The organism is Paenibacillus sp. J31R34, from assembly GCF_059383715.1.
Genome location: NZ_JBXENU010000001.1, coordinates 882,793 through 900,985, shown reverse-complemented (window position 1 = coordinate 900,985; position 18,193 = coordinate 882,793). Strand labels below are relative to the sequence as shown.

15 protein-coding genes are annotated in these 18,193 nt (G+C 49.0%); 3 read left to right on the top strand and 12 right to left on the bottom strand.

What is annotated here, in order from left to right:
• Positions 1 to 79: 79 nt before the first annotated feature.
• From AC50YG_RS03840 to AC50YG_RS03815, 6 genes are all read right to left on the bottom strand, one after another.
• Positions 80 to 1,060 (bottom strand): ABC transporter substrate-binding protein, encoded by a 981-nt coding sequence (locus tag AC50YG_RS03840; RefSeq protein ID WP_494824794.1) that lies wholly within the window; start codon positions 1,058 to 1,060, stop codon positions 80 to 82.
• A gap of 54 nt (positions 1,061 to 1,114) precedes the next feature.
• The gene (locus AC50YG_RS03835; RefSeq protein ID WP_494824792.1) at positions 1,115 to 2,860 is read right to left on the bottom strand and encodes an ABC transporter ATP-binding protein; all 1,746 of its coding nucleotides are present in this window, start codon (positions 2,858 to 2,860) and stop codon (positions 1,115 to 1,117) included.
• Positions 2,857 to 4,668, bottom strand: a complete 1,812-nt coding sequence (locus AC50YG_RS03830) for an ABC transporter ATP-binding protein (RefSeq protein ID WP_494824791.1) — start codon at positions 4,666 to 4,668, stop codon at positions 2,857 to 2,859. The genes AC50YG_RS03835 and AC50YG_RS03830 overlap by 4 nt, the downstream gene beginning before the upstream one ends.
• A gap of 132 nt (positions 4,669 to 4,800) precedes the next feature.
• Positions 4,801 to 5,820, bottom strand: a complete 1,020-nt coding sequence (locus AC50YG_RS03825; RefSeq protein ID WP_494824790.1) for a helix-turn-helix domain-containing protein — start codon at positions 5,818 to 5,820, stop codon at positions 4,801 to 4,803.
• Positions 5,821 to 5,865: 45 nt separating this feature from the next.
• On the bottom strand, positions 5,866 to 6,972 hold the full coding sequence (locus AC50YG_RS03820; protein ID WP_494825302.1) for a kanamycin nucleotidyltransferase C-terminal domain-containing protein: 1,107 nt from the start codon (positions 6,970 to 6,972) through the stop codon (positions 5,866 to 5,868).
• A gap of 30 nt (positions 6,973 to 7,002) precedes the next feature.
• The gene (locus AC50YG_RS03815; RefSeq protein WP_494824788.1) at positions 7,003 to 7,563 is read right to left on the bottom strand and encodes an NADPH-dependent FMN reductase; all 561 of its coding nucleotides are present in this window, start codon (positions 7,561 to 7,563) and stop codon (positions 7,003 to 7,005) included.
• A 197-nt stretch (positions 7,564 to 7,760) separates the two neighbouring features.
• Between AC50YG_RS03815 and AC50YG_RS03810 the strand changes: the two genes are divergently transcribed.
• From AC50YG_RS03810 to AC50YG_RS03800, 3 genes are all read left to right on the top strand, one after another.
• Entirely contained in the window at positions 7,761 to 9,200 is a 1,440-nt protein-coding gene (locus tag AC50YG_RS03810) for a spore germination protein (protein ID WP_494824786.1), read from the top strand.
• Positions 9,201 to 9,329: 129 nt separating this feature from the next.
• The gene (locus tag AC50YG_RS03805; RefSeq protein WP_494824784.1) at positions 9,330 to 10,499 is read left to right on the top strand and encodes a Ger(x)C family spore germination protein; all 1,170 of its coding nucleotides are present in this window, start codon (positions 9,330 to 9,332) and stop codon (positions 10,497 to 10,499) included.
• Complete coding sequence (locus AC50YG_RS03800; RefSeq protein ID WP_494824782.1) at positions 10,496 to 11,590, top strand: GerAB/ArcD/ProY family transporter; 1,095 nt, start codon at positions 10,496 to 10,498, stop codon at positions 11,588 to 11,590. The genes AC50YG_RS03805 and AC50YG_RS03800 overlap by 4 nt, the downstream gene beginning before the upstream one ends.
• Before the next feature lie 33 nt (positions 11,591 to 11,623).
• On the opposite strand, the gene AC50YG_RS03795 is transcribed toward AC50YG_RS03800, so the two are convergent.
• The 6 genes from AC50YG_RS03795 to iolE form a co-directional block, all read right to left on the bottom strand.
• Complete coding sequence (locus AC50YG_RS03795; protein ID WP_494824781.1) at positions 11,624 to 12,637, bottom strand: LacI family DNA-binding transcriptional regulator; 1,014 nt, start codon at positions 12,635 to 12,637, stop codon at positions 11,624 to 11,626.
• Between the two features lie 154 nt (positions 12,638 to 12,791).
• Positions 12,792 to 13,622 (bottom strand): 5-deoxy-glucuronate isomerase, encoded by an 831-nt coding sequence (gene iolB / locus AC50YG_RS03790; RefSeq protein ID WP_473755782.1) that lies wholly within the window; start codon positions 13,620 to 13,622, stop codon positions 12,792 to 12,794.
• Between the two features lie 32 nt (positions 13,623 to 13,654).
• On the bottom strand, positions 13,655 to 14,680 hold the full coding sequence (gene iolG / locus AC50YG_RS03785) for an inositol 2-dehydrogenase (RefSeq protein WP_494824780.1): 1,026 nt from the start codon (positions 14,678 to 14,680) through the stop codon (positions 13,655 to 13,657).
• A gap of 54 nt (positions 14,681 to 14,734) precedes the next feature.
• Entirely contained in the window at positions 14,735 to 16,186 is a 1,452-nt protein-coding gene (locus AC50YG_RS03780) for a CoA-acylating methylmalonate-semialdehyde dehydrogenase (protein ID WP_494824778.1), read from the bottom strand.
• Positions 16,187 to 16,213: 27 nt separating this feature from the next.
• Positions 16,214 to 17,221, bottom strand: a complete 1,008-nt coding sequence (iolC, locus tag AC50YG_RS03775; protein WP_473755784.1) for a 5-dehydro-2-deoxygluconokinase — start codon at positions 17,219 to 17,221, stop codon at positions 16,214 to 16,216.
• A 42-nt stretch (positions 17,222 to 17,263) separates the two neighbouring features.
• A complete protein-coding gene (gene iolE / locus AC50YG_RS03770) occupies positions 17,264 to 18,166 on the bottom strand; it encodes a myo-inosose-2 dehydratase (protein WP_473755785.1) in 903 nt (300 codons plus the stop codon).
• Positions 18,167 to 18,193: the final 27 nt, after the last annotated feature.

The following is an 18,193-nucleotide window of genomic DNA, read 5'->3' as shown; positions in this document are numbered from 1 at the left end:
CCTTCTTTACGCATATCTGCTTAAAGGAGTATTTTGCTTCTTCGCCTTTTGTTTTATGCCTTTTGTTTTATGCCTAATGTTATGAAGCCTTATGATTGTCCAATATAAGCTGGCCCACTCGGTTCAGCAGCTCCAGCCGGCCCATGGCCGTATAGGAATAGTTATAGTTATCGACATTCGTAATTTTATAAATGTTGCCTTTTTGGACAGCCGTTATAGTGTTCCAAACGTTGCTGTCGGCCATTTTATTTTCAGCATTTTCCATTATAAGCATATTATCCGGATTGATCGTGGACAAGCCCTCCAGGCTGATTTCCTTGCCACCCCAAGCTTCGGGATCAGGTATGCCTTCCGTACGTTTAAAGCCTAGATCTTTATAAATGAGCTCCGCCGATCCCGTAGTAGAGTAAATAACGATGTTGTTCGGATACGTTTCAACCATCCCGAAGGATTCATCCTTGATGACCGGTGCTAGCTTTTCTTTCCATTGCGTTACTGCTGCATCATAACCGGCTATCCATTGCTTCATTTTTTCCTCTTCATTAAACAGCTCGGCCAGGAAACTGAAGCGCTCTCTCCATTCATAATAGGCATGCGGAATAATAATAGTTGGGGCAATTTGACTAAGCTGCTCATACATCTCCGTATTAAACGTGGCTCCCAAAATAATTAAATCCGGATCGGCGGCTGTTACCAGCTCAATATTGATAGGCTCTGCATACCAGTCCAAATTAATGGTATCCTTGCTCATAAGAGCTTTAATGGTCGGCGACAGCTCGCTTTGATTGCCGTAATCTGCATTTGCGGTAGCAATAGGTGCAATGCCAAGCAGCAGCAGCTCCTCAGTTGCTCCAGAAAGATCGGCAACGCGCTGAGGCTTGAGTGGAACAACTACCTCCTCCCCATTTGGGTTTTTCACCGTTTTCGTTGCATTTACCGCTTCATTGCTTGCCGTCGTTTCAGGCTGGCTAGTTGTCCCCGTCCCATTCGCTGGCTGGCTGCTGCAGCCCCCCAATATGATCATACAACTTAACACCAACATCATAACTGTCTTTTTCATCGTTGTTTCCCCTCTCAAAATGTGTAAGCTAGATGATAAGCTAGATGGCTCGACTCAGGTTTTTACCTGCCAGCCTTCGGCCTGCTGCTGCAAATGCCACAGCCGGGAGTAAATGCCATGCCCATCCAGCAGCTTGTCATGTGTTCCTTCCTCGACCAAACGCCCTTGATCCAGCACGATAATGTTATCTGCGTTTTGAATCGTCTTTAGGCGATGGGCGATCAAAATAACCGTTTTATCCGCTACCAGCGCATTAATCGCTTGCTGGACAGCCGTTTCATTTTCAGGATCAAGAGAAGCCGTAGCTTCATCTAGTAAAATAATGGAAGCGTCCTTCAGCAGCGCGCGTGCAATCGATATTCGCTGTTTTTCGCCGCCTGACAGCGTCGAGCCGCCTTCGCCAACTGGCGTATTGTAGCCCTGCGGAAGCCCCGATATAAAGTCATGACAGCATGCACGCTTCGCCGCTGCTTCAATCTCCGCTTGGGTAGCATCCATTTTGCCAATTCGAATGTTATTTCCGATCGTATCCTGAAACAAATAAACATCCTGAAAGACGATCGAAATGTGCTGCAGCAGCTTCTCGGGAGCAATCGTACGGATGGATTGATCGCCAATGTAAATCGTCCCCGCCTGAATGTCCCAAAACCTCGCAATTAGACGGGTAACTGTGCTTTTACCGCTCCCCGATGCACCAACAAGCGCCGTAATCGTTTTGGGCTTAATCGTAAAGGATACGCCGCTGAGCACAGGCGTCTGCGCCTCATACCCGAAGGTCACCTGATCAAAAATAATGCTGGGATGAGCAGACGCTATATCTGCGCTGCCTTCCATCGCCCTCTCCTGCTGAACATCCATAATTCGCTGGGCACTATACGCGGAATAACGCATTTCACCGTAATTCATCAGCACAATCGTCAAGGGCTCAAAGATTTTTGTACCAACGAGCAGAAACAGCAGAAAGACAGGCAAAGACAAGCTTCCGCCGACGAGCAAATAGCTGCCGGTCCAAATCATCAGCGTCATTCCTGAACGGGCAAGCAGCATTGCGCCCATAATCATCGGTCCCATAATTGCTTCCAGCCGGATCGACGCCTGTTTAAGACGGTCAAACGAAAGGCGCAGCCGCTCAAAGCGTTTGCCGCCCATATTATGAGCTTTAATTTCACGAATGCCCGTCAAATATTCCTGAAGACGGCTGGCAGCCTCATTTTTAGCTTGCACATGATTTTCGCTAAGCCGTGCTTGAAGCGTATCCGTCAGCCACAATAACAAAGCCCCAAGCGGAACGGCGATAAACATCGCCAGCGCCATTCGATAGTCCAGCCATATAAGCCCGGTAAGCGCCATAATGGGCAGCACGACAGCGCTGATGAGCTGTGGCACATTGTGAGAAATCGTATGCTCCACCTGTCCATAATCGCTTAAAATCAGATTCGTCAAATCTCCGGGATCCCGCTTGCCAAAAAAACCAAGCGATAGTTGGCGAATATGCTCTGCCAGCTTTAATCGGCCCGTTGCAGACAGGCTGTAGGCCGCTCGGTACGTTTTATCGTACAGGGAAGCATAAGCTGCATATTCTACGAGCAGCCAGGCGAATAGGATGCTGCAAACGATCCACATGCGATTCGTATTCAGTCCAAGCGCTGGATGGGCAAATGATACATAAATCGTATTAAAAAGATCAACAAGCAGCGCTGCAGGAATGATTTTGGCAATCCCGTCCAAAATAGCGGCAACCGCAGAAGGCCATAAGCTTTTCGGCAAACCGCCGGAAATGTTATAAAAATAGTTTTTCACAGGTGAGGCTCGCCTCCTCTAACGCCCAATTTCCACGAGGCCGCGCTTTGATGAGCCTGCCACATCTGCTCATACAGCCCCTGCTTCCTGCGCAGCTGCTCGTGTGTGCCTTGCTCGACAATGCCGCCCTGCTTGACGACGAGAATCTGCTCCGCTGAACGGATGGTGGAAAGACGATGGGCGATTATAATGACGGTTGTACCCTTCACCAATTGGGCGATGCCCTGCTGGATGTTGTATTCATTTTCAGCATCGGCATAGGCTGTTGCTTCATCGAGTACGAGTATCGGGGCGCGTTTAAGCAAGGCTCTGGCAATCGCAATGCGCTGAGCCTCACCGCCGGATAAATAGGTGCCGCCTTGGCCAATTTTGGTGTCGTAGCCTTGGCCTAGCTTCTCGATAAATTCATGACAGCATGCCGTTTTTGCAGCTGCCAGCACTTCATCCCTGGTGGCTGACGTGTTGCCCATCCGAATGTTTTCCTCAATTGTGTCGTAAAAGAGGTGAACATCTTGAAAAACAAAGGACACCAGCTCCATCAGCTTGTCAGTCCCAATGTCATGAATAGGAATACCGCCAATCGTAATGACGCCCTCCTGCACCTCCCAAAACCGCAGCAGCAAGCTCGCAATGGTTGACTTCCCTCCGCCTGATGGTCCGACTAGGGCAGTGAGCTCGCCAGCATGCGCTACAAAATTTACATTTTGCAGAACGGGCTTAAAATCTTTGCTTTCCTTCTGCTCATAAGCAAAGGTAACGTTTTGAAAAGCAATGTCATAATGATCAGGCAATTGTGGCGAAGCCGGCTCCACAACAATCTTTTCCGCAAACACGGCCTCCATTCGCTTATGGCCCTCGACAATTTCCCGCAGCCCGCTTCCTAAATGCATGAGCTTCAGCAGTGGTGCCGATAGGCTCGGTGTAACGATGAGGAACAAAATAAACGTAATAGCGAAGGATTGGCTGCCAGCTTGACCGCTGAACAGCAGTAGACCGATCGGAACGACGAACGTAAACAGCGAAATAATGATGACAAAAAAGAGACTGTATGACGTCTTGCAAATGTCCGTAATTCTTAAAGAAACATCACGGTATTTCATAACGGCTTGCTTGAACGTCAGAAACGAATCTGCGGTGATGCCGAACACTTTAACAGCCGGCATTCCCCGTACGTATTCGACTCCCGTTGCATTCATCTCTTCAATGGCATACTGAAATTCGCGGTACGCCTCCTTGCCAGCTTTACTGCCGAACAGCCTGGTTTGCAGCCACAAACCGGCGCCAATAGGCAGCATTAATACCAGTGCCATTCGGTAATCAAGCCAAAACAAATAGCCGATTAACACAACGGGTATGACGAGAGCGCTGATAAGATCGGGCAGCTGATGGGCGATAAACTTTTCAATCTTTTCAACACTCACCTCAATAATTTTCTTGAGCTCGCCCGTTGCCGTTTTCGTATGGTACCCCATGGGTACTTTCGCCACATGCTCTGCAAGCCGTACCCGAAGCTCGTAGAGAATGTTGAAAGCCGCAATATGGGAGCACATTCCCCCGATATACATCGCGGCCAGCATGGCAAGCAAGGAGACAAAGGCGACGATTCCCCATGCGATGAGCAGCTCTTTGTTCATATTGGCCGGCTGCTGCGCATGAATGAGCAGCTCCTGCACGATTTTATATACCGCAATAAACGGTACAATTTGCAGCAGGCTCGAAAGGGTCGAGAAAATACTGGCCGTTATTAACAGCCCTTTCCGCTCTCCAGCGATTTGCATCAAACCGGACACTTCTGATTTCGTATTCATTTCACTCCGTCCCAACATCATTGATATTAAAAATCATTCTCAAACAAAGCGTGTGAGATATAAGCTAATATCGCATATGTCTGCTTTCACCGGATACCCAAATCGGGAGCAGGATGACCCAAAACCGGATTTTTAGCGGCGGATGCCCTTTAGCGAGGAGGATTTGAAATATTCAGAGGGGTTGATCCCGTATTTTCGCTTGAATTGTTCTGAAAAATGACTCGCTTTGCTGAAGCCAACGGCTGCTGCCGCTGCGGTAATGTTAAGCTTTCCTTCTTCAAGCAAACGATAGGCGTCGTCTAGTCTTCGATCAATAATATAAGCATGAACGGGCAGGCCAAATAGCAGCTTGAACCCTTTCTTGAGTTTAAACTCATTCAAGCAAACGAGCTTGCTCAGCGCTTCTAGGCTAGGGGGCGTTACCAATTGCGCATCCACAATTTGCTTGGCGCGGTGCAGGCTGTCGATATCGGTGCGGGATAATCCGGGCAAGCGTGGCTCGGAGTGCTTTTGCAAAATCGCTTCATTGAAATATACGGCAAGCAGCTCGAGTACCTTCCCGCTTAAATAAAGATGCTTAACAGCACCCTGATAGTTGCAGTGAAAAATATCTTGCGTAATCCGTTTCATCCCCAGAGTCATGGAGGAATGATGAAACGGCTCACGCTTTTCAGTCAAAATGGATGAAATTTTATGCAGCGGCAGCTGCTGCAGAGCGCCAATCTCCGTTAGGCGATCCAATTTGAGAGTTAGACCGCGTATATGCTGATTGACGTTAAACTGGCAGCTGCTGTTCGTAGGAAGAAGGCCAAACGCCGAAACTTCCCCATGCTCCAAATGATATTCTTTTCTAAGCCCTTCTGCATTCCATTGGAGGCTTTGCCCTAGACAAAAGCTTAGTTTTAAGCTGTTATCCCGCTCCAGGCTTTGCAATGTCGTCTCTCTATTAAAGGAGGCATCGCATAACACGAGCTCCATGGACGATTGAATCTGGCTAAGCTGCCAATAGCCGCGCCCTAGCTCTTCCGGCATATTTACCCTCTGTTCCAAGGAGCTGGAGCGATACAGCTGATTTAAATTACTTGCTAAAACGCAGCTTTGATTAACCGTATTAGCAATTTCATACCATCTTTCTCCTGATGCTGATTCCATTTAATGGGCTCCTCCCCCACGTGTGCTGGCTAAAATCCATAGTTGTTATTTCAATGATTGCTGAAGAAATGCCTCAAACTGCTCCAAAGTTTGAAAATGCCGGATAGCTACACCCTGTTCACGAAGATGGCTTTCGAGCAGCAAGTCCAAGCTTTCTACGGCGCTAAGAAGCAAAGCTAAATTTTGCGGATCAAGAGCCTGCACAAGATCAGGAAACCCCATGCTTAAATATAGGTTATGGTGATCTCTTACTGAAGCCAGATTAGCCGCCCAATAGCCTTTTTCGCCAAAATAGAGCAGTTGGGCAGTTAAATCCTGCACCCAAATGGACCAGAAAAATGCCGTTTCATAATCGTTCTGCTCACACGCTGTCCGCAGCTTGTCGAAGCTGCCCTTGATTTCCTCGTAAAAGCCTTTTAAACGGTCGGGATACGAGCAACCGGCGTCAAACGCAGCTTTCTCATCGATAATTAACTGATGAATATCATCAACAAGCTGCTCGCATGTTTGCCGCAGTTCTTCACATGAAGTAGAACGCAAAATTGTATTTATTTGCTGTTTAAGTCCAGCTGGCTGTATCGAAAAGCTTAAAATTTGCTCGGTGCTTTTTCCCCACACCTTCTTCAAATAGGTGCGATTAAGCAGGGTAAGGCTGCTCAAACAATGAGTCAGCACACCGCTTGCTTCTTGGCGAAATGTAGCGAGTTCCCCTGCCTCGCGTCTCACCATTGCATACAAATGCATATAAGACTTGCGAAGCTCTTCCTCCGCCTTCTCCGTGAATGCCAGTCCATCCGTTTCAGGAGCAGCGGCAATACTAGCGCGCAGTTGCTCGAAACGGGCGAGATCTTCCTCTGAACGGGCATACAAGATTTTGCAATCCGCAATAATCGAGGTATTAGGCTCTTGATAGGCTGCCATCTTGGCTGCTCGCTCCCAGCCAATTGGCCAAAAATCAAAACTTATTTGATCGATTACAAACTGAACCATTGCCTTGTAACCTTCTGGCGTAGTTGGAATGAAGAAAAAGTCCAAGTCAGAGCGCTTTGTAGCCGTTCCCTGTGCGTATGAGCCATAATAAGCAACAATCGCTACATCTTTTGCGAAATGAGATTTAATATGCTTGACCAATGTATCAGCAACATCCATCACTTGATGCAACGTATTTCCTCCTCTGTACTCTTAATCCAATGCAGGAACATGATCGATCCAATGGACAAACTTTTGCAAATAAGCCTGCAAATATTCCTTCGTCTTCTCATCGGTTAGGCGATGCTGCTCCGCATCCACTTTCGTGTGCACTTGTGAAATAAGCAGCTTTTGAAAAGGAAGCACCTGCGCCTGGACAGACTCCAGGATATGCCTAGTTTGAAGCTGGGCATGAACGGTTCCCATGCCGCCCGGCGTTGCGCCAATTAGGCCGAATGGCTTTCTGCGCAGTACGGAGCCGCGAGATGGTCTGGATGCCCAGTCAATCGCATTTTTAAGCACGCCGGGAATGCCTGAGTTGTACTCCGGCGATACAATAATGACGCCATCCACTGCTTGAATAGCCGCCTTAAATACCTGTACCGCCTCTGGTCCGTCCCCCGCTTCCAAATCTTCATTAAACAAAGGAAGCTCCTTTAGCTCAATCCACTTGAATGCAAGAGTAGCATCCAGTTCGCTTAGCGTCTGGGCCACCATTCGATTATATGAATTTTCCCGTAGGCTCCCTACGATTAGTCCAATTGTTTTTGCCATTTTAATTAGCCCCTTTCTCCGTAACGCTTGATTCGATCGTTACCTTACCTACCATCTTACTTGCTTTCCAAAAAATTGACTAGCTATTCAATTCAAAATACGCTGTGCATTCATCGAATAATAAAACCAATTTTAGCCACAATAAATATGTGGTACGTACGAACATGACTAGCTTTAGCAAAAGGAGCTGCAGCATCATGCCCGAGAGCAAGGTAAACACGACGCGCGACCTTTATAATGAGCTAGTGTCCGAGCTTGGCAACAGCTCAGATTTATCAACAAGAAACTGCTTGATTGGCGAGGAACGCATTCCAGTCTCTGTCGTCTGGATAGACGGACTCGTAAGCAAGCAAAATTTAAATACCGATGTCATTTCGCCGCTCATTTCAGGAACTCAGCAGATGAAGCTGCTGGATCAAAGCGAATCGCCTCATCAGCTGCTTTGCAGCTACATACTGACAGCCAATCATGTGAAAATGGTTTATACGTGCGAGGAATGCGTGCCTCTGCTCGTTTGCGGCTGGACGATTATTTTAGTAGATGACAGCGAAGGAGCCATTGCGGTCAATACGCAAGGCCTTGAAACCCGCAGCATTGATGAACCAGCTTCATCCAGTGTCATCCGCGGCCCGCGAGATGGCTTCGTCGAAGCTTTGGGCGTCAACATTTCGCTCATACGCAGGCGTATTCGCGACAAGGCTTTTCGTGTGGAAACGCTGACGGTTGGCAACTTGTCGCATACCAAAATAGCGATGGTCTATATTCATGACCGGGCAGCGAAGGAAACGGTTGACGAAATACGCAAACGGCTTCAGAAAATCGATATCGATGCGGTATTGGAATCCCACTATATTGAGGAGATTATTAAAGACAGCCCTACCTCCTTTTTCCCTACGGTGTACAGTACCGAGCGGCCTGATGATGTGGCTGGCATTATATTGGACGGTCGTGTGGCCATTGTGGTCGATGGCACTCCATTTGTGCTCGCCCTGCCTTGTACGCTGTTTCATTTGCTCAAGACGACCGAGGATTTATATTTGGCTTACCCTGTAGCTACTTTCATTCGGTGGATTCGTTATGCCGGTTTTTTCATTACGCTGCTTCTGCCCTCTACCTATGTCGGCATTTTGACTTACCATCCGGAGATGGTGCCTCCACAGCTCCTGAGCAGCATATTGTCTGCACGCGATGGCGTTCCTTTTCCCGTCTTAATGGAGGCGCTGATTATGGAAATCATTTTTGAGGGGCTGCGCGAGGCGAGCATTCGGATGCCCCGTTCAATTGGATCTGCCATCAGTATCGTAGGAGCACTCGTTATTGGCGAATCCGCAGTACAAGCCGGTATTATCTCTTCCCCATCGGTCATGATTGTTGCTGGCACAGCGATTGCCTCGTTCACGATTCCTTCGATTTCTCTATCGGGGACGATACGGATGCTGCGGTTTTTCATGCTGATGCTCGCTTCGCTTCTAGGGCTTTACGGGATCATTATTGGGCTGTTTATGCTGGGAGTTCAGCTTGCCTCCATTCAATCGGTAGGTTTGCCCTATTTATCGCCATTCGCTCCGTTTAAGAAAAAAGAAGCCGAGAAAGCCATATTTCGTGTTCCTTGGTTTACACTTCGCAATAAACGTTAAAATTGAAGTCCAAGGTGAAGCGGCTGCCCTCCGTGTTTTGGCCGCGCGGCGCGTTTCAATCCGAGAAATAGAGAGAAAGGATGGAACAATCCTGTCCTTTCCTATATTTAAAAAAAGGGGGACTACTATGTGTTTCTCCATCTTAGTAAATATGCCTGTTTCCTTAGTATGCTGCTGCTCCTTAGCGGCTGCTGGAGCCAAATCAATTTTGATCAATTGACTGTTGTTTCAGCCATAGGTTTGGATGTAAATAAACAGGGGCAGCTTCAGGTTACCGTCCAGCTCGTGAATCCGACACTCCCCGTTGCCGCTGGCGGAGGCGGACAGCAGCGCAGAGCGATTGCGACGTATACGGCAAACGGCATAACCGTTGAAGATGCACTCGAGACGATTCGCAAGCAGGCGAAGAAAAGCCTCTTTTTCTCCCAAACGAAGGTTCTTCTCATTGGAGAACGTTTAGCCAAACAAGGCTTAGATGATAGTATGGATTTTTTCTGGCGGGAGCCTAACCAGAATTTCAACTGTTGGGTGATGGTTTCACGGCGTCCTGTCAAGGAAGTGCTGACTGACTCCAAAGAGCTGCAAGCTGTAGCCGCCGAGGAATGGAAAGCCTATTTTAAAAATAAAACCTACAAGCCGACAAGCGGCGGCATTCAGCTTTATCAATTTTTGCCTAGACTGGAGCAGTCAGGCTTTCAAGTAGCGGTGCCTGGATTGCTCCAGGTTGGCAAGTCAGGCTCTAAGGACCTGGTGATGGAAATTACGGATCTTGCTGTTTTTCGAAATAATAAAATGGTCGGCTGGCTGAACAGCGAGGAAACACAGGTTGTAAGCTGGTTGACCAAGCTGTCTTCACTTGGATTGTATCAGATGACTACCAAAGATAAGAAATCAATCATGTTTGAGTTGAAGAACATCCATATTGCTATGAAGCCAGCATTTGAAAATGGACAGCTGCAAATGAACGTTCGTATGAAAACCAGAGCTTCCATTAAGACGTCTACGGAGCTGATGGATTTGACGGAAAAGAAAACGACGGATCTAATCAAAACAGAGCTGAGCAGCGCAATTGCAGCATCAATAGAGGGAACCCTACATAAGCTCTTTCGCTCCTACAAAAGCGACGCTGTCGGTTTTGGAGAAACGATCCATCGCAAAGATCCAAAAAGCTGGGAAATGCTGAGAGAGGGCTGGAACGAGGAGCTTGCTAATATCAAGGTGCAGAGCAGTATTTCTATTGAGCTTGTAAAATCCGGCTTGCTAATTGACAGCAAAATAAAAAAGGATGATGTTAAGTGAAAAAGAGTCTAATTTCATCGAGTGAATTCTTTTTCATTATTTTTGTATCGATTACCTCGCTCACGTTTTTCTCGGTTCCGAGCCAGCTGATCGCTAAGGTTAAGCAGGACTTGTGGCTGTCGATGACTTTGGGCGCTTTAATCGATATTTATGTCGCTATCCTTCTTTATCGGCTGGGCAGAATGTACGCTGGACAATCGTTAATTCAATATACACGCTCCATATTGGGGAAAACCGGCAAGGCTGTCGGCCTCATTTTCCTGCTGTTTTTTCTCGGAGTAATGGTTACAGCCATGTGGATTTACTGTGATTTCTTGTCTAGAACCCTTATGCCCGAAACCCCTCGGTTGGTCTTCTCCATCTCGATGACGATATGTGCCGGGCTTGCTGCCGTAAAGGGTGTTGAGGCCATTGCAAGACTGAGCCAAATTATTGGCGTCATTATTTTGCTAACCTCCATTGTTTTATTTACCAGCTCCATTCCCTATATCCAGCTGCACTACCTGCTCCCTCCCTTCGAGCACGGTATATTTCCCGCCCTGCAAGGCGCTATCTATCCCGGCAGCTGGTTTGGGATTTGCATCATGATGGGCATGCTGATGCCGCATATTAAGCAGCAAAAGAGCATTTTAAAAATGAAGGTTTACGCCGTTGTACTGGGCACTTCGATCATGACGCTTTATTTATTGTACAGCATAGTGGTGATGGGTCCTGTGATGGCAGCGCATTTTGAAAATCCAATCTATATCCTGTCGAGAATTACGCAGTTTCTTATTTTCGAGAGAATCGAGGTGCTGCTGCTGCTTATCTTTATTTCGGGATCGTTCATTACAATCTCAACCTTGTATTACGCTATTACGGAAGGAACCGCGCAGTGGCTCGGGATGAAATCTCATAAACCATGGGTATATGTGTTCGGCGCCATACTTATATTGAGCCCTATGTTCCCATACAGCACCGAAGGCCATATAGTTGATCGGTATTTAAGCTATTGGTTTCCGCTCGTATCGCTCATTATTGAAGGCGGCTTAATGACCTTCATATTTATCTGGGCCATAATCAAAAATCGGGCGAGCCGCTCCTCTTCTTGAGCGGTTCTCCCTTAAGTCAATCATGATTCAACGTTATACATGAATGGAGCTTGTAGAATGTCTAATGATCAGCTCGGGCTCCAGCACGATGCGTTCTGCTTTTGCCGCAGCGGATTTGTCCTGCAGCGCTTCTACCAGCAGATCAACAACCTTTTTCCCCATCGCTTCAATAGGTTGTGCAATGGTCGTCAGCGGCGGATCACTTACCGAGGCCAAAATCGTATTATCAAAGCCGATAACCGATACATCACGAGGAATACGAAGCTTAAGCTCCTTCGCTGCCTGCAGCGCACCGATGGCGAGCAGCTCATTACAACAGAACAAGGCGGTTGGCCGTTCCGTCAGCTTCAGCAGCTCCAGCGCTTTGCGCTTGCCGTCCTCCAGCGTGTAGTCACAAAACTTCACGGAGGCGTCGGACCAAGGCAGCCCAGCTGCATCGATGACACTTCTAAATCCCCTGACCCGCTCGCGGCTGCTGCTGACCTTCATATGTTCGGCAAGCACCGCGACCCGGTGATGCCCTTCCTCAAGCAAATGCCGAGCCCCAAGTGCTCCACCTTTAAAATCCTCCACAATGACTGTATGCACAGCCAGAGCAGGCATGTCCCGCGCAATTAGCGCTACGGCAATGGACTGCGTCAGCAGCGGTTTAATAATGTCCTCATTATCAATCCCGGTACCGATAATGATGCCGTCTACGCTTTTTTGCCGCAGCAGCGACAGATAGCGCTCCACTCGCTCATCTTTATTGTCGGTGCTGCATATGACGAGGCTGTAGCCTAAGCGGCGGCTCTGGTCCTCAACGGCGCGGGCAATTTCGGCGAAAAAGGGGTTGGATATGTCTGGAACGAGCAGACCAAGTGTAAACGTTCGTTTCCCGGTCAGCGCGGAAGCGATTACACTCGGCTGGTAGTTAAGCCGCTCCATAATGCGCATGACTTCATTGCGCCGTTCTTCGCTAATTTTTCCTTTGCCATTAATGACTTGGGAAACAGTCGCAATCGAGACTCCCGCTTCCCTTGCGATATCATAGATGGTGGCTTTCATAGACAACCTCCGTTACTTTTGAACTGGTAGATTTATTATGTATCACATCATGTTATCTTGCAATGAAATCGGAGGAATTGGCTTGAAATGCTAGAAACCAGCCTCCGCTGAAGGAAAGCTGGTTTCTGCTATGTCTGTTGTGATGTGAAACGGCCTAGGCTTTTGTCGTTTCCTCAGCCGGTTTTGTCATAATCCAAGCATGGTCTGGATCATTATGAAATTTCCAAATGCGCGTAGGACCAGCCATAACGTTCAAATAATATACCTCATAGCCCGGAGGCGCACTTACCGGATGGTAGCCTCGCGGTACGAGAACCGCTTCCCCATTGCGAATGACGAGTGTCTCGTCTAGCGAACGGTCATCCGTATATACACGTTGAATGGCGAAGCCCTGCTCAGGCTCTACGCGAAAATAATACGTTTCCTCCAGCAGCGATTCATTCGGCAGCGCATCCTGGTCATGCTTATGCGGCGGGTAGCTGGACCAATGTCCGCTTGGTGTAAAAACTTCAACGACAAGCAGGCTGTCCGCCGGGGCTGTCTCTGGTAAAATGTTATGGATTTGGCGCTCCAGATTGCCATATCCACGTTGTTCTACACCTACAGCATCCGGGGCAATGAGCCTCGCTTGATGCTGGCCTTGGCCAGGAGCAGAGCAAATGGCGATATCCAGCGCGGTTACGGCTTCAATATGATAAAAATCGTCATTCGGCACATAAACCGAAAACGGCGGGATTTTCTCAAATACGCTCATCCGCTGGCCGATATTGCTCCATTTTTCATTTTGCGTCTGTACATCCGCGCGTCCGCTCAGCAGTACGAGGCACACTTCATTTTCATCCGTGTTCTGCTTAAGCTGCTCGCCCGGCTCCAGATGAACGATGCGAAAACCGACATACTCCCATCCTGCGCTTTGCGGTGTAATGTTCATGAGCTCGCCCTGCTCGCCCGGAGCAGCGCTTGGTTTTACGATTAACTCTGACACTTGCGCACACAACCTTTCCTGGGTCCGTCTACTTACGTCAGTTCATGAAGCTCATTAAGCTTCACAGGTCGCCCTAGCTTCACAGACAGCTTCGCCGCCTTTGCAATTCGCTCGGCTTGCAGCGCATCGTTACCGTCGACCTTTACCTTCTTATCTTGCAGCAACGCTTCGATAAACAACTCGGTTTCCTCTACATAAGCAGCATTGTAGCGTTCTAGGAAGAAGTGCAGCGGCTTATCCCGTACAATACCTTCCGCTGTGCTGATTTCCGCTGTATTCGGGTGATCATTTGTTGCGGCGGCGCTGCCCTTGGAGCCAAATACCTCAACCCGCTGATCGTAGCCATATACGGCCTGACGGCTATTGTCGATGACGCCAAGCGCCCCGTTTTGAAAGCGCAGTGTTACAATTGCAGTATCGAGATCATCGCATTCGGCGAATACGGGATCAATGAGAACATTGCCTTGCGCAAAAACCTCTTCAACCTCGCTGCTAGCCAAAAATCTTGCCATATCAAAATCGTGAATCATCATGTCCATGAAAATGCCGCCGGATACCTTGATGTAATCCTTATGCGGCGGGTTCGGATCGCGCGACGTAATTTTCACAATATGCGTCTCGCCAATCGTTCCTTGCTCCACATGCTCGCGAATCCGTTTAAAGTTGTGGTCGAAGCGGCGGTTAAATCCGATTTGCAGCTTTACGCCGGCTTTCTGTACCGCTTCTACTGCTTCCTCTGTTTGCGAAAGCGTCATGCTGACTGGTTTTTCGCAAAAAATATGCTTGCCAGCTTGGGCAGCCTGTTTAATGAGCGGCACATGTGTATCTGTTGAAGAGCAAATGAAAATGGCGTTAATTGCAGGGTCTGCGATAAGCGCAGCGCTGTCTTTCGTAACGGTAGCGATACCGCGCTCAGCGGCCCATGCTTCCAGCTCTGCGTTTGCGAACAAATCGCTGATTGCGGCAATTTCCACTTGGGGGAGCCGCAGCAAGTTGTCGGCATGGATTTTTCCGATGCGGCCTGCGCCGATAATGCCGATTTTAATTTTTTGTACCATTTTGATTGGTCTCCTTTATGCGATTATCCGTTATTCATTTGGCTGCCCTTCAGGCTACCAACGAGCGGTTACCATTTTTTTGCGTGTATAAAATTCGACGCCATCTGTGCCGTTGGCATGCAGATCGCCGTAGAATGATTTTTTCCAGCCGGAGAAAGGGAAGAACGCCATTGGGGCTGGAACGCCAAGATTGACTCCGAGCATGCCCGCTTCAATCGTTTCGCGGAATGTGCGGACGTTGCTGCCATCCTTCGTGAACAGGCAGGCGCCATTTGCAAATTCTGATGCATTCGCAAGCTCAATCGCCTCCTCCAGCGTCTCAACCCGCGCAATCGCCAGTACCGGAGCGAAAATCTCATCTTTCCAGATCGTCATTTCCTTCTGAACGCCATCAAACAAGGTCGGGCCGACAAAATAGCCCTTCGCATCAGCAGCAGCCGCAGCATCCTTGCGTCCATCGCGCAGTAGCTGTGCACCTTCCTGCTCGCCGATATCAATATAGCGAAGCGTCCGCTCTTTATGCGGTCCGCGAATGACCGGACCGAGGAAGACACCTGACTCCAGGCCGTTGCCTATTGTGAGAGAATCGGCCGTCTGCAGCAATTTTTCAACGAGCTTGTCAGCCACATCACCGACAGCGACAACAACTGCGCAGGCCATGCAGCGCTCGCCTGCGGAACCAAAAGCAGCGTTCGTAATTTCTTTAACCGTCAGGTCAAGGTCTGCATCTGGCATGACGATGGAATGATTTTTTGCGCCAGCGAGCGCTTGTACGCGTTTGCCTTCCGAAGTCCCTGTGCGATACACATACTCTGCTACCGGCTGCGAGCCAACGAACGAAATACCTTTAACATCAGGATGCTTCAGCAAGCCGTTAACGACATCATGCGCACCATGAACGATGTTGAGCACGCCATCCGGAAGACCCGCTTCCTGAAACAGCTCGGCCAGGCGATTCGCCAGCAGCGGCGTCCGCTCCGACGGCTTAAGCACAAACGTGTTGCCGCAGGCGATCGCAAGCGGGAACATCCAGCACGGCACCATCATCGGGAAGTTAAACGGCGTAATGCCGCCGATGACGCCAATTGGGTAGCGGTACATGCCGGACTCAAGGCCAGTAGCAATGTCTGGAAGCTGCTTGCCCATCATCAAGTTAGGCGCGCCAGCCGCGAACTCAACGCATTCAATGCCGCGCAGCACTTCGCCGTAAGCTTCGGCATAGCTTTTGCCGTTTTCTTTCGTTACCAGCTGTGCTAGCTCTTCCCAATGATCAACGAGCAGCTGCTGGTATTTGAACAACACGCGGGCCCGTTTTGGTACAGGCGTACGGCTCCATGAAGCGAATGCTTTCTTCGAATCCGCTACAGCCTGCTCCACATCTTCATTCGAAGATAGCGGCACATAAGCCAGCACCTCTTCTGTCGCTGGATTGTAAACGGCTTCTGTCTGCTGTGATACCGAAGCTACCCATTTTCCGCCAATCCAATTGCTTAATGTTGCTGTCATATCCACTCAATCCTCTCTATTTTAAAATTAAACGATGATTTCACCGCGGTTGCAGCGGTCAATATAGTCTTGAACCTGGTCGGCGGACGGCATAGCGTCTGAGCAGCTGTGGCTGGAAATAACGATACATGCAGCGGCGCTGCCGAACTCCATGCTTTTCTCAATTGACCAGCCCTGCATGCTGCCGTACAAAAAGCCTGCCGCATACGAATCGCCTGCTCCAAACGTTTTAATGACTTTGGCCGGGAAGCTTTTGGCCCGGTGTGAAGCGCCATCCTTCGTATAAGCGATGGAGCCGTCCTTGCCATGCTTAATAATGACAATTTGCGCGGCATAGTTAAACCATTTCGCTGCGGTCACATGGTCATCACGCTCCGGATTAGGCTCGAATGTTTCCATATTGTCAAATTCTTCTCTAGTACCCATAATAATATCGCATTTTTCAGCCGCCAGGTTGTAATAGATGGCTGTTTCCTCCGGCGAATTCCACGTATATGGACGGTAGTCAAGATCAAAGGCAATAACGACGCCATGCTTGCGGGCATAATCGATTGCCAGGAACACCGCTTCGCGTGAAGGGTTTTGTGCCAGCGCTGTACCCGAGATAAGGAGCATTTTGGAATTAGCAATCAGCTCCTCGCTGACCTCCTGCGGCTTAAGCAACAGATCAGCAACATTGTCGCGGTACATCAGAATGCTGCACTCCGACGGGCTTTTAATTTCGGTAAAAGCAAGCCCTGTCACTGCACCGCTGTCATCCGTCACGACGCCCGAAGTGGCAATTTGATTATTTTCCAAATAAGTCGTAATAAAACGGCCCATCTGATCATCGGCAACCTTGCCAATAAACGATGTTTTCATCCCGAGTCGGGACATGCCAATCGCAATATTCGCCGGAGATCCTCCAACGTATTTCGTAAACGTCATAGTCTCTTCCATCGGGCGATTAATTTCATTTGCATTCAGATCGATGCACAAGCGGCCAATAGCCGTAAAATCCAGCGGCTTCGCTGCGTTATATGTGATATAAGACATCCCTAGGCCCACCTCCAGCAGTTATTTAATGTTATAAAATACTTAATTCTTTTTATTTAATGAAGTTAAATAGCGAATCGCTTCCTTCGCATATTCATACGGATTATAAGTCGCAGGGTCCTGCTCACCTTCAAGCATCGCCCAGCCGTTATAGCCGCGAGCTGTGAGCTCTTGAAGAACTGGCGCAAAATCAAGGCAGCCGTCACCCGGCACCGTAAATACGCCTTTGCGAATACAGGTGACGAAATCGGCCTGCTCTGAGCGGGCTTCATCGAGTACAGACTGGCGAATATCCTTCAAATGAATATATGCAATGCGGTCATAGTGCTTATTCAGTACATCCAGCGGGTTCGCTCCACCATAATAGGCATGACCCGTATCGAACAGCAGATGCACATAGGCAGGGTCCGTCAGTTCCATCAGCTTGTCGATTTCCTCCGGCTGCTCAACTACGGTTCCGCCATGATGATGGTAAGCCAGCTTTAAGCCGTATTCAGCCGCTATTTTCCCAGCAGCGTTAAGGCCTGTCGCAAGCGACTGCCAGCCGGCTTCATCCAGCCGCAGCACTTCCGTTTCATTGGGCGTACGGCGCGGATCAAAATGCAGCGAGCCACCAACCTCAGCCGTGCTGATCACCTTGCTCCCCATGCTTTGCAGAAACTCGGCATGCTTTCGGTAGCCCTCAAGCTCGGCCTCGCGGTATGCGGGATCGGAGAACAGCACCGACTTCCACTGGGACACGAGCTGAATGCCTCGTTTGCCCAGTTCCTCACGCAATACGGCAGTATCTGCCGGGTATTTGCGACCCATTTCCGTTCCGGTCAGCCCCAGCCGCTGAATATCATCCAAAATCTGCTCATAGGTCGTATCCGCCCCATGCTCCCGCACATCCTCGCCCACCCAGTTAATCGGGTGAATGCCGAGTGAAAATGTAAATGGCTTCATCGCTTACCCCAGCTCCTTATTCAAAAA

Coding starts and splice junctions, on each gene's coding strand:
- AC50YG_RS03830 (WP_494824791.1), bottom strand. CDS start 4,668: ATGAATACGAAATCAGAAGTGTCCGGTTTGATGCAAATCGCTGGAGAG.
- AC50YG_RS03825 (WP_494824790.1), bottom strand. CDS start 5,820: ATGGAATCAGCATCAGGAGAAAGATGGTATGAAATTGCTAATACGGTT.
- iolE (WP_473755785.1), bottom strand. CDS start 18,166: ATGAAGCCATTTACATTTTCACTCGGCATTCACCCGATTAACTGGGTG.
- AC50YG_RS03780 (WP_494824778.1), bottom strand. CDS start 16,186: ATGACAGCAACATTAAGCAATTGGATTGGCGGAAAATGGGTAGCTTCG.
- iolC (WP_473755784.1), bottom strand. CDS start 17,221: ATGTCTTATATCACATATAACGCAGCGAAGCCGCTGGATTTTACGGCT.
- iolG (WP_494824780.1), bottom strand. CDS start 14,680: ATGGTACAAAAAATTAAAATCGGCATTATCGGCGCAGGCCGCATCGGA.
- AC50YG_RS03815 (WP_494824788.1), bottom strand. CDS start 7,563: ATGGCAAAAACAATTGGACTAATCGTAGGGAGCCTACGGGAAAATTCA.
- AC50YG_RS03840 (WP_494824794.1), bottom strand. CDS start 1,060: ATGAAAAAGACAGTTATGATGTTGGTGTTAAGTTGTATGATCATATTG.
- AC50YG_RS03795 (WP_494824781.1), bottom strand. CDS start 12,637: ATGAAAGCCACCATCTATGATATCGCAAGGGAAGCGGGAGTCTCGATT.
- AC50YG_RS03810 (WP_494824786.1), top strand. CDS start 7,761: ATGCCCGAGAGCAAGGTAAACACGACGCGCGACCTTTATAATGAGCTA.